At 49.6% G+C, this 14453-nt stretch carries 12 protein-coding genes; 11 read left to right on the top strand and 1 reads right to left on the bottom strand.

Translation table 11 applies throughout. The annotated features are described in order from the left end of the window. The 9 genes from P2H89_RS31070 (at window position 1) to P2H89_RS31030 (ending at window position 11909) form a co-directional block, all read left to right on the top strand. The gene (locus P2H89_RS31070) at window positions 1–1584 is read left to right on the top strand and encodes a hypothetical protein (protein WP_275834595.1); all 1584 of its coding nucleotides are present in this window, start codon (window positions 1–3) and stop codon (window positions 1582–1584) included. A 6-nt stretch (window positions 1585–1590) separates the two neighbouring features. Further along, complete coding sequence (locus P2H89_RS31065) at window positions 1591–2316, top strand: FadR/GntR family transcriptional regulator (RefSeq protein ID WP_275834593.1); 726 nt, start codon at window positions 1591–1593, stop codon at window positions 2314–2316. Window positions 2317–2463: 147 nt separating this feature from the next. Next, window positions 2464–4713 (top strand): chondroitinase-B domain-containing protein, encoded by a 2250-nt coding sequence (locus tag P2H89_RS31060; protein WP_275834591.1) that lies wholly within the window; start codon window positions 2464–2466, stop codon window positions 4711–4713. A gap of 7 nt (window positions 4714–4720) precedes the next feature. Next, window positions 4721–6838, top strand: coding sequence for an alginate lyase family protein (locus tag P2H89_RS31055; protein WP_275834588.1), 2118 nt, complete (start codon window positions 4721–4723; stop codon window positions 6836–6838). A gap of 7 nt (window positions 6839–6845) precedes the next feature. Next, window positions 6846–7184: a cupin domain-containing protein gene (locus tag P2H89_RS31050; RefSeq protein WP_275834586.1), complete on the top strand. Its 339-nt coding sequence runs from the start codon at window positions 6846–6848 to the stop codon at window positions 7182–7184. Window positions 7185–7247: 63 nt separating this feature from the next. Next, a complete protein-coding gene (locus P2H89_RS31045) occupies window positions 7248–8141 on the top strand; it encodes an alpha/beta hydrolase (RefSeq protein WP_275834584.1) in 894 nt (297 codons plus the stop codon). A gap of 20 nt (window positions 8142–8161) precedes the next feature. Then, entirely contained in the window at window positions 8162–9496 is a 1335-nt protein-coding gene (locus P2H89_RS31040; protein WP_275834582.1) for an MFS transporter, read from the top strand. A gap of 16 nt (window positions 9497–9512) precedes the next feature. Next, complete coding sequence (locus P2H89_RS31035; protein ID WP_275834580.1) at window positions 9513–10265, top strand: glucose 1-dehydrogenase; 753 nt, start codon at window positions 9513–9515, stop codon at window positions 10263–10265. A gap of 99 nt (window positions 10266–10364) precedes the next feature. Then, window positions 10365–11909: a polysaccharide lyase 6 family protein gene (locus tag P2H89_RS31030; protein WP_275834578.1), complete on the top strand. Its 1545-nt coding sequence runs from the start codon at window positions 10365–10367 to the stop codon at window positions 11907–11909. 77 nt (window positions 11910–11986) lie between these two features. Here P2H89_RS31030 and P2H89_RS31025 read toward each other — a convergent pair whose 3' ends face one another. Next, complete coding sequence (locus P2H89_RS31025; RefSeq protein ID WP_275834576.1) at window positions 11987–12967, bottom strand: DUF6528 family protein; 981 nt, start codon at window positions 12965–12967, stop codon at window positions 11987–11989. A 199-nt stretch (window positions 12968–13166) separates the two neighbouring features. Between P2H89_RS31025 and P2H89_RS31020 the strand changes: the two genes are divergently transcribed. After that, entirely contained in the window at window positions 13167–14000 is an 834-nt protein-coding gene (locus P2H89_RS31020) for a hypothetical protein (RefSeq protein ID WP_275834575.1), read from the top strand. A gap of 39 nt (window positions 14001–14039) precedes the next feature. Next, complete coding sequence (locus P2H89_RS31015) at window positions 14040–14354, top strand: DUF6660 family protein (protein ID WP_275834573.1); 315 nt, start codon at window positions 14040–14042, stop codon at window positions 14352–14354. Window positions 14355–14453: the final 99 nt, after the last annotated feature.

The raw sequence follows: 14453 nt of genomic DNA, 5'->3' as shown, positions 1-14453 counted from the left end.
ATGAAAATACTTTTTAAACCATATTATTTCCTGCCGCTGCTGCTGGTCGTTTGGTCGATCGCGGCCTGCCGAAAGGATAGAGCAGTTGAAGCCATAGGCGATCTCAAGGCCATCGACTATACCTGGAACGTTGCGCTCAAAGGATTTCAACCTGAGGCAACCGTGTCCGGTAAACTGACGGCCAACATCGACCTGAAGACCGTGTATTACTATATACAGCGTGCGGGCAAACAGGATTCGCTGATCCAGCTTGACTTTCCCGGTGGGAAGCAGGAATATACATTCAGTATAAAACCAGAGCTGTGGCCGAATATTGACCTGCAGGGGGTTAAAGGCATCAAAGTGCTGGCTGTGCAGGACAATAACACCTCGCTGGAAAAGCTGGTGAAGATCACTTACTTTAATCCTGCCGCCCCTGTGTTGAGCGAACTGCCCGCCAATCTCACTCCTTCACTTACCGGTGCTACCGCTGTGACCGGCAAGGCCAGTTCCGAAACGGGTATCAGCAAGGTCTATTTCTATGACAATGCACACGGAAATTTCGAGGTGCTCGACAGCATTGCCGGCGGAGGCAATAAGGCCGTAACCATCAACTACAATTACAAATACAGCGAAGGCGCCGGTCAGCTGAAAGTGATGGCGGTAGATATTTACGGATTGAAGGCGGAGAAGTTGATACAGTTTGTCAATATACCTTTTAAGCCGGTGATCACCTTTGCGATGGCAGAGCTGCAGGTGGCCTTGCCGGATGGGAAGCCGGCTGTTTCGGGAACGTTGAAAACGTACTCGGCTTTGACAACGGTAGAAGCCTACATCGTTAAGGTCAGCGGCGAAACCTTGCATGGAACGGTAAACCCGGTATTGGTGAGCAATACCGCCAATGAATACAATTATACATTCAATTTTACTGATTTTCCCTTCGCTGACGAGGTAACAGCTTGCAAGCTGGTGGCGAAGGACGGATCGGGCAACAATAGCGGATCGGTACCCGTAAAAGTGTTACCCTATTATCGTTGGAACAATATCACTATGATGTCACAGGGGACGGCCAGCACCAACGCTACCAGCTGTTTCTTTGTGGGCAAACCCGGTACGCCTACCCTGAGTGCCTGCGAAGTGGTGAACGATGCAAGCACGCATGCCGACATAGACTTTGCCATCTTCACCAATAGTGCACTCAACCTCGCTTTCAACAACCCCGCCAATATTTCCGCCTCTACCCTTTCTACCTTTAAGTGCAACGGAACATCCTGGACGCCGGCTACCCCAACGACCAGTACCCTGAAGAAGACCGTGTTCCGGGTATTGGGATCGGGAGTGGCAGAAACAGCGGTATATAATAGGTATAATGACAACACAATTTCCGATCTTGGTGATGCATTCTTTACTGGCGTGTCGGCCCCCTCAGCCAATGCCCCCAATACTACTACCTTCGATAATACGAAGCTGATCTGGGCGAAGGTTACACCAGCCGGAGGCGGCACCACAAAGAATATCCTGATCAAAGTGCAAAGCATCAATATCGTTGCTTCGCCCAACCAGGGAACATCCACCATCACGATAGATATACTGAAAGAAAAATAGCGAACTATGGAAAAGACAACCATCATTGAAACCATCAAGGCCATCGAGGTAGACAGTCCGGTCGATAAGATCATCCGCCAGTTGAAACAGCTGATCAGTGAAGGGCACCTGAAACCGGGCGACCGGTTGCCGGCGGAAAGGGTGCTGGCCGAAAGGTTTGGCGTTGGCCGCACTTATGTACGCGATGCCATCCGCAAGCTGGAGTTCTATGGTATGTTGAAAACTTCTCCCCAAAGCGGCACCTACGTTTCAGGCTACAGTATTAGTATGATCGAAGGTGTATTGAACGATATCATCAATTTTAACAAGGATGATTTTGCAGCTCTTATCGAGGCGCGGTATTATATGGAGATCAATGCCGCCCGGTTGGCAGCTCAGCGGAGAACGGACGAAGACCTCGCTGTACTCGAGGCAGCTGTGGCCGAATACGACCTGAAAACAAAGAACAGAGAAAATGCTGTTCAGGAAGATATGTTCTTTCACCTCAAGATAGCCAATGCTGCCAAGAACTCAGTTTTTGAGTCGATGCTGCTGATGCTGCTGCCAGATATTATCCGGAACATCATAGAAAAGAAGGTGTGCGGCGATAATCGCGGTGTGCAGGCGATGACAGAGCACCATGAAATACTGGCCGCGATTGCTGACAGGGATGCCGACGCGGCCGGTGCGGCCATGGCGGCACACCTGAACGATATCCTGCAGATCAGCCGGGAGCGGAAGATCAATATTTAACGATAATCTTAGAAGGCCGGCGGCTGTACCAGATACCAGCCGCGATCATCATAAAATAGTTACGCCATCAAAAAGCTATTAACCATATTGATCTTTCTGTTGCTTGCATGGCCGGCTGCCTGGGCAACAACCATTCGTGTAGGCAGTATGCAGGAGTTGAAGGCCGCGCTGGGTAAAGCAGTACCCGGCGACAGCATTTTATTGAAGTCTGGCGAATGGAAAGATGTGCCGCTGATCATAGAATCCGGGGGTACAAGCGATCGCCCGTTATTCGTGGGCGCTGAAGAGGCGGGAAAAGTGAAATTTACAGGCAATTCCTTTGTGCGTTTTGGGGCAGACCATATTACCGTGAGTGGCATTCATTTTACGAATGGATTTACCAAAGAGCGCGCGGTGGTTGAGTTCAGGAACAAGGAACAGCAGCTGGCCAATCATTGCCGGCTTACACAATGCGCAATTGAAAACTACAGCCGGCCCGAAAGATTCAATACCGACCACTGGATCATATTCTGGGGACAGCACAATCGCGTGGATCATTGTGTGATCGGCGATAAGCTGAATAGTGGCACCACGCTGATCGTGGAACTGAATGACGAAAGGAGCCAGAACAACTATCATAACATCGACAGCAACTATTTTAAAGGTCACTCGCCGCTAGGCTCCAATGGCGGGGAGACCATCCGGGTGGGTGTGTCGCGATATTCTCTTACTGCTTCCCGCACCCTGATCCACCACAACTATTTTGAACGCTGCAATGGCGAGGTGGAGATCGTATCCATTAAAAGCGGCAACAACGAGATCGCCAATAACGTCTTTTTCGAATGCGAGGGCGGACTTGTGTTGCGTCACGGATCGCAAAACAAAGTGATCAATAATGTTTTCATCGGAAATAGCAAACCCTTTACCGGCGGCGTAAGGGTGATCAATCCGGGGCATATTGTTAAGAACAATCTGTTCTACAAACTAGCTGGAGAGCGCTTTCACTCGGGCTTCAGTGTATTGAATGGGGTACCTAACTCGTCTATCAGCCGCTATCATCAGGTGAAGGACGTATCGATCGATAGTAATACTTTCTACCATTGTAAAAGCATACTGTTTGGCGCAGGGAAGGATCCCGAACGAACGGCTGCTCCGGTGAATGTGCGATTCTCCAACAACCTGATCGTACCCGATGGCGCCAAATTGTACGAAGATGCGAATAAGGATGGAGGTATTCATTTTGCCAATAATGTATATGGAAATTCATTGGCCGGAAAGCCCGAAAGGGGATTCGCAGCGCAAAAGGTGCTCATAGTGCCCGACCTGCATAACCGCTTTAAACTTTCCTACATAAAGAGTCCGGTGCTGGGCGCAAGACTTAGCTACAATGAACTAATGGATGAGACAAAGACCGGACCTTCCTGGTGCAGCGTGACCGATGCTGTTGCTCGCCAAACGGTAACGCATAAAGTTGCCGTGGCCGACAGTCAAAGATTACCTGCTGCCGTTCAACGGGCACATCCCGGAGATGTTATCGAACTAACCGACGGTGTTCAATATGGCATAGAAGAATCTATTTATATCAACAAACCGATCACTATTCGTGCTGCTGCCGGCTTGCCCGAAAAGCCCGAACTGGTGAACGTAACTGGCAAAAGTCTGCCCGCTTTTATCATCATCGAAAAAGGTGGCAGTCTTATCGTAGAGAATATCCGTTTCAACAGTGCTGATAAAAGTTATGGCGATGTGCAATCTGCCATCTCCACCACTACGGCGCCCATGAATGGCATCTACTCGCTGTTTGTGCGCAATTGCGAATTCTTCAACTTCAACGAAAGTGGTTACAGCTGCATTCGGGGCACCAGGAGTACTTATGCCGATTCGGTCGTGATCGAAAACTCCGTGTTCCGCAACAATGCGGGCAGCAGTATCGACTACTCGGCCGAAAAAGAAGACAAAGGCATATATAATGTAGAGCACCTTATTATTAGAAATACCCTTTTCACAAATACGCTCAGCGGGGCCGTCAACGTGTACCGCGGTGGAAACGATGAAAGCACTACCGGCCCCGAGGTGATCATCGATCATTGCACCTTTAACGAAGTAGAGAATCGCATGCAGGGATGTGTGATCAAATTGTGGGGCGTGCAAAGAGCGGCGATCACCAATTCCGTATTCAACAACAGCGGCGCGGGTGGCCGGGTAATCTGGTTCGAAGAAATGAGCTGGGACAAACTCCTGGTAGACTATTGCAATTTCTACAAAAGCGGCCGTATCAGTTCGTTTTATGATAAGGTTAGCGGTAAACACAACTATAGTACCAACCCTGTTTTTATTAATCCGACCCATTTCAATTTCAGGCTTGCCAAAAGCACAAACCTGCTATCGGAAAAGGGAAAACCTTTGGGAGTGAATTAGTATGAAGATGATCGCTATTTTACTGGCGGGCTTATCGATGGCCACTTTGGCTGGAGCGCAACAGCACCCATCCATTATGCTCACAAAGTCTAATGTGGAGGCTGTAAAGAAAGGCATCACGCAGTATCCCTTGTTGCAAAAGTCGTTTAAGTCGCTGAAGAAAGATGCCGACAAAGCATTGATGACTCCCATTGAAGTGCCCCAGCCGAAGGATGGGGGCGGAGGCGCCAGCCATGAGAAGCACAAACGCAATTACCAGGACATGCTGGCCTGCGGCATGCTGTACCAGCTTACCAGGGAAGAACGGTATGCAAAATTTGTTCAGGACATGCTGTTGCAGTATGCCGCCGTATACAATAGCTGGCCACGCCATCCGAAGAAGAAACAAAATCCAGGTGGTAAAATGTTTTGGCAAAACCTCAACGACTGCGTGTGGCAGGTGTACACCATACAGGCTTATGATTGCGTGTACGATTACCTCGGCGCTGCCAACCGGAAGAAAATTGAAACCGATCTCTTCGAACCCATCGTTAAGGAACTCAGCGAAGTGAATGGGGAAATATTTAATAAGATTCACAATCATGGAACCTGGTCGGTAGCTGCCGTGGGAATGACCGGCTATGTTTGTGGCCGAAAAGATTGGGTAGATAAAGCATTGCGCGGTACGGCACTTGATGGGAAGGCAGGATTCCTGGCGCAGCTTGATCAACTCTTTTCACCCGACGGCTACTATACCGAAGGTCCCTATTACCAGCGCTATGCCATACTGCCTTTCCTGTTGTTTGCCCGTACGATTCAGCAGTACCACCCTGCGCAGAAGATCTATGAATACCGGGAGGGGCTTTTGAAGAAAGCGGTAAACACGGCCTTGCAATGTACTTATACCAATAAGGTGTTTTTCCCGCTCAACGACGCCATGAAAGACAAGACCTACGAATCGGAAGAGATCGTGTATGCCGTAGATATCGCTTTCAGCGATATGGGGGCAGGCAACGACCTGCTCGATGTTGCAGAGCAACAACAACGGGTGCTGGTCAGCGACGCGGGGCTTGCTGTGGCGAAGGCCATTGCCGACGGTAAGGCAGCTCCCTTTCAATACAAGCCGGTTTGGATACGCGACGGCGCCGATGGAAAGCAGGGCGGCATCGGCATACTGCGTAGCGGCAACAATGGCGGCCAGGCCTGTGCGGTATTCAAAGCTGCCTCACAGGGCATGGGGCATGGCCACTTCGATCGGCTTAACTTGTTGTTCTATGATAACAATTCGGAAGTGTTCAGTGATTATGGCGCGGTTCGTTTCCTGAATGTAGAAACAAAGAATGGAGGCAACTATACCAAAGAAAACGAAACCTGGGGCAAACAAACCCTGGCACACAACACATTGGTAGTAGACCGGCAAAGCCAGTACCTGGGCAACGAAAAAAAAGGAGAAGAGCATGCTCCGCAGTTATTGCACTTCAGCACAGGTGCGAATTACCAGGTGGTGAGCGCACAGGAAAATAATGCCTACTCCGGGATTCAATTGAGGCGCACCCTGATCCTCTTTATGCCCGAAGGAGCAGCGGCTCCTTTGCTGGTAGATGTTTTTAATGCTGCGAGCCAGGAAAAACATCAATATGATCTGCCTTTCTGGTATCAGGGGCATATCACCAATAGTCCTTTCGAGGTACAAGCCAATACAAGCAGTCTTTCGGCCCTCGGCGACGGCTTCGGCTACCAGCATGCGTGGTTGAATGCCACGGGAAAGGTAAAAGAAGGCAGTGGTGTAATTACCATACTGAATAACAAAAGATTTTACACCACTACTTTTATTGCGGATACGGCCATGCGCATACAATTCATCACCAGTGGCGCCGGTGATCCGGAGTTCAATATCAGGAATGAAAAGGCCTTTGTGCTTTCGCAGCCTGCAGCAGGTAACTACAGTTTCGTGAGTGTGACAGAACCACATGGCAAAAATAACCCGGTAGCTGAGGTTACAACAGGCGCCACTCCGCAGGTAAAAGGGTTGAAGCTACTTAGAGATGAAGCGGCTGCCACACAGTTGCAGATAGAACATAAAAAGAAGGTCTATACGATCACCCTGGATTATAACAATCAATCCTCCTTTATCACGATCAAATAAAAATATTATGGCACAGAGCAGCGAGTTTCAGTTCGAGCAGGAAGTAAAATGGGAAGACCTTGGTAATGGCATCCAGCGCCAGGTGTTTGGCTATGACGATAAGGTAATGCTGGTAAAGGCAAAATTCGAAAAAGGCGCTATCGGAACGCTGCACGAACATCACCATTCACAGGTTACCTATGTAGATAGTGGTGCTTTTGAAATGACCATCGGTGCAGAAACAAAGATCATCCGCAAAGGCGACGGCTATTATGTGCCACCCCATGTGCTGCACGGCTGCGTATGCCTGGAGCCAGGTATGCTCATCGATGCTTTCAGTCCGCTACGGGAAGACTTCCTGAAATAGGTCAGGGCCGGCCTGCCCCATCAGGCCCAATATTGATATTGATCCGTCATTAAATGCACTGATATGAAACATGTAATTATGGCGATAGGGATTGCTATTGCCTTTCCGGTAGCCGCACAGCAACCTGATTCTACTGTACCCAAGCCGGTTGAAACACCTGCGGGCTTTACCCGTCAGATAGATGTGGTATACACTGGTGGAAAAGACTGGCGGCAGAAACTCGACCTCTACCTGCCGCCCAATACGGGTAAGCCAACGCCTATCGTGATTAATATTCATGGTGGCGGCTGGAACCATGGCACCAAAGAATCGCAAACAGGATTCAATACGTTTTTCAAGATGGGATTTGCGGTAGCGAACATCGAATACCGGCTCACGCCGCAGGCTACTGCACCGGCCGCTGTGGAAGATGCCCGTTGCGCGCTGATCTACGTGATCAAGAATGCAAAGGCGCTCAATGTAGATGTAAACAAAATTGTCGTCATGGGCGGTAGTGCAGGTGGTCACCTCGCGCTGATGGCCGGATTGATGGCCAACGATCACCGGTTCGATGGAAATTGTACCGGCGTTGAGAACATTAAGGTAGCTGCCATTATCGACAAATACGGCATCACCGATGTGTGGGACTGGGGATATGGTAAAAATGTGACCAGTAAATCGGCCGGCCGCTGGTTGGGTAACAAAGCAAATGATGCTGCTTTTGCACGCTCTGTGTCGCCTGTCAATTACATCAGTAGGAACAATCCTCCGGTGTTTATTGTGCATGGCGATGCTGATCCTACTGTGCCCTACGAGCAGTCGGTGGAGCTACATAAAAAGTTGAAAGATGCCGGGGTAATAACCGAGTTCATGACCATCGAAGGCGGTAAGCACGGTGGATTCCCGAAGGAGAAGAATTCCGAATTGAATAACGCGATTGCCGAGTTCCTTAAGAAGCTCAATATTCCCAATCAATAAATTCAATAAAACAGCAGGTATTGAAAGCAACGACCAATATACAGAGCAGGGTTACCGCGGAAAAAAGTGTTTTCCAGGTAAAGGGATTGCGTTGGTATATCATCGCCCTGATCGGCCTCGCGACCATCATCAATTACATCGATCGCGGCGCAATTAATTTCATGTGGCCGTATATCTATAAAGACTTTGGGATTGCCGACGCGGATAGCAAGAATGCGCTGGCGCTGATCACAACATTCTTTATGATCGCCTATGCTATCGGGCAAACAGTAACAGGCAAAATGATGGACGCCATCGGTACGCGATTGGGCATGGTAGTCTCTATCATTGGGTGGAGTATTTCAATTGCGCTGCATGCACTGGCTAAGTCCATTCTTTCTTTCAATATTTTCCGCTTCCTGCTGGGGATCAGCGAGGCCGGCAACTGGCCCGGTGCCACCAAGAGCAATGCGGAATGGTTTCCGCCCAAAGAACGTGCGATAGCCCAGGGTATATTCGGTGCTGGTGCATCTCTCGGATCTGTGGTGGCTGCGCCCGTCATCGCGGCACTGTTCCTCGCAGTAGGTTGGAAAGTCACTTTTGTGGTGATCGCGCTGCTGGGTTTTCTGTGGATCATTCCCTGGTTGATCATCAACAAAAGCACGCCCGATAAACATCCCTGGATCACGAAAGAAGAGCAGCAATATATTACTCATGGGGAGGCAAATGATCAGGCGGCTGTTGCGCCTGCCGTCTATACCTGGAAGCAGTTGCTCCGGTTCAGGAATACCTGGGGTATCATCAGTTCCCGTTTTTTCATCGACCCGGTGTGGTGGCTATTCGTTACCTGGCTACCCACTTTTCTGAAAGAACAATATCAATTCGATATGAAGCAGATCGGCGCTTTTGCCTGGGTGCCTTACCTGTTTGCTGCCATTGGCGGATTGGCTGGCGGTTTCTATTCTTCTTTACAAATAAAGAAAGGGATAGCTGCTCCCAAAGCACGCAGGAAGGCGATTACGATCGGAAGCGTCATCATGTTGTTGTCGCTTACTGCCATTGCCTTTTACCTCGATCACCTGAAGGAGGAAGCCAATATCGCTATCGCGCTCATCAGCGCGACACTGTTTGGCTTTCAGTTCCTCATCAACAATATTCAAACCCTGCCGGGTGATTATTTCCACGGAAAGAACGTAGGCACCGTTGCGGGCATGGGCGGTACGGCCGCCGTGATGGGTACGTTGATCACTACCTGGATCGTACCCGTGATCACGAAAACCAGTTACACATCGTTTTTTATTATGGGTGCGCTGATGGTGCCATTGGCATGGATCTGCATCACTTTTATCAATAAGAAGTCCAATACAACACACTAAAATAAACAACAGCAATATGAAATTAGCAGGAAAAGTAGCCATCGTAACAGGCGGAGCAAGAGATATCGGAAAAGCCACCTCCCTCAAACTGGCAAAGGAAGGTGCCAGCGTGGTGGTGAACTATCTAAGCAGTGAGCAGCACGCTGCCGACACCGTGGCGGAAATAAAAGCAGCAGGTGGCAATGCGATCGCCGTGAAAGGCGATATGAGTAAAGAAGCCGATGTGATCAATCTTGTCAAAAAGACCAACGAAGCGTTTGGTCAGGATATTCATATACTGGTCAATGTAACCGGAGGTATGGTAGCCAGGAAACAGCTACCCGATATGGATGGCGATTTCTGGGATTTTGTAATGGCCCTGAATGTGAAGTCAGCCTTCCTGGCCACCAAACATGTTTCGCCGCTGATGCCTGCTGGCGGTGCGATCATTAATTTCTCGTCGCAGGCGGGCCGAGATGGTGGTGGCTTTGGTGCATCAGCCTACGCAACCGCCAAAGGCGCCGTTGCAACTTTCACAAAGTCGATTGCCAAAGAACTAGGGCCGAAAGGTATTCGGGTGAATGCGGTAGATCCTGGTATGATCGCCACTACATTCCACGACACGTTTACCAAACCAGAGATACGGACCAATGTAGCCAATGCCACGCCCCTGCGCCGGGAAGGCAAGGCTTGCGAAGTAGCTGACCTGGTGGCCTATCTTGCCAGCGATGAAAGCAGTTTCATAACGGGTGCAAATATCGACATTAACGGTGGTACCTATTTTTCATAGCATATAGAACAGGTTGCGGAGATGCAGCTCTACAGCCTGTTTCTTTTACCCCTTTCAACCAGCTATCGGCTTCTTTCTACTGTAAACCACAGGATTCCCATGAAATGCCTTTTACTTCTTTCAAGTTTGTTCTATTGTGTTGTTGTCTGTGCAACTGATTACCTTGCTTCTACACCCGGCGAAGCAGTAAGCTTTTTACAAAACGCCGTTGCCGGCGACCGTGTGCTGCTGAAAGACGGCATCTATCGGGATGCGGTAATTCAATTTGTCAATAACGGTGGCACACGCGAAAAGCCCGTCAGTTTCCTGGCACAAACACCGGGTAAAGTTAGTTTTGAAGGCAATTCGTCACTGGCTTTCGGTGGAAGGTATATCGTTGTTTCAGGATTTGCCTGGCGCAACGGGGGCAAAGGATTGGCAGGCCGGTCCGTGGTCAGCTTCAAAGCGGGAAAGGACAATGCTAACTATAGCTCCGTACAGGATTGCCTTATTGACGATTACAACAATGAAAACCTCAGCACTGATAATAAATGGGTTTCGTTATTTGGAGAGCACAACACACTCACCCGCTGCCTGCTGAAAAGCAAACGTAACCTGGGTGCCACGGTGACGGTATGGCTGCTGCAAGGGATACCGGCCAGGCATCTCATCAGCCATAATTATTTTCTGGATCGCCTCAATGGTCCCGACGTGGACAATGGGCTCGAAAGCATCCGCATCGGCGACAGCAAAACATCTTTTACTCCAGCCCATTGTATCGTTGCTTTTAACCGGTTCGAGAACTGTGACGGCGAAATAGAGATCATCTCCAACAAATCTTGCCACAACAGCTACCTGCACAACACATTTGTGAACAGCGATGGAGGATTGACACTAAGGCATGGAAATGATTGTCTGGCGGATGGAAACTTCTTCGATGGAACCGGGAAAAAGCTATCGTATGGCATTCGTTTCATTGGGGAGGGCCATGTGGCTGTAAACAATTGCTTCTATCATTTGCAAGGCGCACCACATCAAACATTCCGGGCGCCGGTAACGCTGGTCAATGGGCTCGAAAACACACCGATCAACGGTTATTACCAGGTCAAGAGAGCGACCGTTGCCGGCAACCTGTTTGTGAATTGCGATATGCCGGCTATCCGCATCGGCGCTTTCTCCAAAAGACCGGGCATGACGCTTGGCCCCGACTCAGTCGTCATCAGCAATAACCTCGTGTGGGACGATGAGGGGAAAAAGGGTGCTGTGCTGGAAGAGTTGACACCAGCCACCTATCTCACGGCCAATGATAACCTGGTTGCTGGATGGGCTTTGGAGACAAGCGTTAAAGGTTTTGATAAGATCGCCAGCGTTACTCCTGACAAGGTAGGGGCTGGGGCAGCCCTGGGAAGCCAAAGTAAGAAAGGCAACGGGGCCATGGAGGGCGTTGGTAAAGAAAGTGGCAAATCTGAAGGTAGTAGTTTCGAGATCATCACCACCGGAAAGTCGGTGTTACGCATACCCCGCATAGTAGCACAGGTGGCAGCATGGCCGGCGGGTGCAGGGGCCGATTGGATAGAGCCGGCGGTCGCCGAGGCTACGAAACGAAAGAAGTTTACCAGGGTATTGTCCGGTGAGGTAGGACCAGCCTGGCTCCGGAACCTATAATAAATTACGCCTGGCACTATGAAATGAAAACTGTCCGTGATTATGAAAGCTATGGGGCAATCACTATTGTCCCTTTTTTATTGGCAGGTATTGAACCGGTGTTTTTTCGGATAACTGAATGGGTTGGGAACCACCCAGCGCGCCTTGTAGATCTTAAGCCCTTGTCCATAAAAGACCCGCTTGCCCGTGGCGTCGATCACCTCATCTGTCCACCACGATTCCTTTGGTTTGCTAAGAATAACAGGGAACTCCCGGGGCCCGTTAGATACGCTTTTGATACTGGTTTGTACTACATCGGCCTGTTGCAGGGTTTTCGTGCTTACATCAAACCGGTAGACATTAGTGGTGTTGGTAAACCAGAACGCGTTTTCTCCGTATACCGGAAACAGGTCATGCGCTTCTTTCCCCGGTAAGGGGATGCTATCCTTGAGGATCAGATCGGGACGGGTGCAATTTCCATTGTAAATAAAACTCTTCATGGCTTTCCCGGCAGCCGACCACAACAAATCATTCTTTCGATCCCATACTACATTGTGACCAAAATCGATGGGCACCTGTTTGCTGTACACGCCATCGGGGAAGCGGAGTGTGTCTACGGTAAACAAAGTGAGGAAATGGCCGGTACTGGAGGCGCTCACGATATTACCGTCGGGTAGTAGTTCGGCGGAATGGGTATTGCCCCCGGCATAGGCATAAAACACCGTTTTTTGATCGGCTATGCGGATGAGGGCCACGCCGCCGCCCGATGCACACATCAGCACGTATCGGCCATTGTATACCACCTTGGCATCGCTTGGGTTGGAGAACCACTTTATGTGTGCAGAATCTTTAACATGGCCGGCTGCCTTCCATTCCCAGATGATGGTTTGTGTGCTCACCTCTGCAATGGCAATACGGGTTTGTGACTGTTCTGCCAGTACGATGCAACGTTTACAATTGGCCACTGCGGCCGACGATACTACGGAGCCCGAAGCTCCGTGATCCTTATTCGTGTCATTTTGCCCCCGGGCGGCACCGAACAGCAGCAGGTTGCAGAAAAAAGCGATCAGCATCTTCATAGGGTTGAAGGTAATAAACATCGACGGCAAACCCACTATAACGCGCAACGCATTCAGCTATTCTTACATACTACTCAACAATAATGGTTATTTAGGGCATATCAGATTCATTTACCAGAGCAGGTATTGGCGGGGCTGTGGGAAGTTTGTACATTTAGTTGCCCGGCCGATAATGGTCAAGTCAACAATAATGGAGTACATGTCCGGCAATATATTTCAACCACTGGAAATTGTTACTTACGACACCGAAGTGCTGCACGGTGCTTCGGAAGAGCAGGAATATTTCGGACTCGTATTCGTGGAGGAAGGTGGCGGATACCGGATGCTGGGCGACGAACAGATCCCTTTTCAGACCGGCGACCTGTTCATGCAAACGCCCGGTACGAGTAATGTCATTACGCTCGACAGGCATTCGAGGCTTCATTTTATCAAGTTCCGTGAATTGCTCATGGAGGCGGGTACCCACAATAATGTGCTGGCATTTTCGCACGAACAGTTCCGCAAGCTGGAATTCATCCTGTACAGTGAGCAGCAGCACAAGCAATCCCTGATCCACCTGAAAAGTGATAAGGTATCGGTATTTGCCCTGTTTAATGTGCTGATCGCGGAAGCCAGCCATCGACCTTCCTATGCGGACAGCAATATTGCCCTTTGCCTGCTGGCCCTGCTCAATATGGTGGCGAGGAATATTCTTGAATCGAATTATGTGCAGGCAGTACATCCGCAGGCGATCACCCACGATGTGTTGCATTACATCAATTACCATATTTATGAACCCGGCAAGATCACCATGGAGCACCTTGCCCAGGAGTTCAGGATACCCGTTGCCGACTTTCCCGTCTATTTTCAGCAGCAATATGGCAGGGCACTCGAAAAGTATATCCTCAGTTACAAGATCAGGCTGGCTGATATTCGCCTGATGTACACCCGCATGAGCATGGAAGAAATAGCAACTGAATTGCATTTTACCGATTCCGGTCAGTTAACTGCCGCCTACCAGGATGTAAAAGGGCAGCTTCCACGACGCTCCTGATGTAGTAGGAGGTTCTATAATCTTTATTATCTTTGCCGTATGCGCATTTTCCTATTCTTCATGGCCATACTGACACTGTCGCTGAGCTGTTTGCCCTGCGGCGATGTGAATATAACGGTCGTGAAGGAAGGTAAAACGAAGTACGAGCTGGCTAAATGTGCCGATGGCGACCAGCATGAAGATGACTGTCCGCCATTTTGCCACTGCTCCTGTTGCGCCAATTTCTCTATTCATCACCAGGTTTCTACAGTGCAGCACGCCTACCCCTCCCATAGCGTAATGCATGCAGCACGTTATATCGAATCGATCCGCCAGGTATCGATCCCTGTTTGGCAGCCTCCTCAGTTGGGGTAAGCTTCTACGTTAATCACCTACTTATTACATTTTGGATGTAGCATGGCATGCCTATGCTACCTGCTATACGCCTATCGCAGCTGGTCAAAGCGCTGTGTA

The sequence above is a fragment of the Paraflavitalea sp. CAU 1676 genome, from assembly GCF_029223285.1.
In the GTDB taxonomy this organism is placed as follows: Bacteria; Bacteroidota; Bacteroidia; order Chitinophagales; family Chitinophagaceae; genus Paraflavitalea.
The sequence above is the reverse complement of the archived record's forward strand: the minus strand, read 5'-3'. Positions and strand labels throughout refer to the sequence as shown.

Bases quoted from the DNA above. Each gene is read 5' to 3' on its own strand.
- P2H89_RS31070 (WP_275834595.1), top strand. From the start codon at position 1: ATGAAAATACTTTTTAAACCATATTATTTCCTGCCGCTGCTGCTGGTC.
- P2H89_RS31065 (WP_275834593.1), top strand. From the start codon at position 1,591: ATGGAAAAGACAACCATCATTGAAACCATCAAGGCCATCGAGGTAGAC.
- P2H89_RS31060 (WP_275834591.1), top strand. From the start codon at position 2,464: ATGCAGGAGTTGAAGGCCGCGCTGGGTAAAGCAGTACCCGGCGACAGC.
- P2H89_RS31055 (WP_275834588.1), top strand. From the start codon at position 4,721: ATGATCGCTATTTTACTGGCGGGCTTATCGATGGCCACTTTGGCTGGA.
- P2H89_RS31050 (WP_275834586.1), top strand. From the start codon at position 6,846: ATGGCACAGAGCAGCGAGTTTCAGTTCGAGCAGGAAGTAAAATGGGAA.
- P2H89_RS31045 (WP_275834584.1), top strand. From the start codon at position 7,248: ATGAAACATGTAATTATGGCGATAGGGATTGCTATTGCCTTTCCGGTA.
- P2H89_RS31035 (WP_275834580.1), top strand. From the start codon at position 9,513: ATGAAATTAGCAGGAAAAGTAGCCATCGTAACAGGCGGAGCAAGAGAT.
- P2H89_RS31030 (WP_275834578.1), top strand. From the start codon at position 10,365: ATGAAATGCCTTTTACTTCTTTCAAGTTTGTTCTATTGTGTTGTTGTC.
- P2H89_RS31025 (WP_275834576.1), bottom strand. From the start codon at position 12,967: ATGAAGATGCTGATCGCTTTTTTCTGCAACCTGCTGCTGTTCGGTGCC.
- P2H89_RS31020 (WP_275834575.1), top strand. From the start codon at position 13,167: ATGTCCGGCAATATATTTCAACCACTGGAAATTGTTACTTACGACACC.
- P2H89_RS31015 (WP_275834573.1), top strand. From the start codon at position 14,040: ATGCGCATTTTCCTATTCTTCATGGCCATACTGACACTGTCGCTGAGC.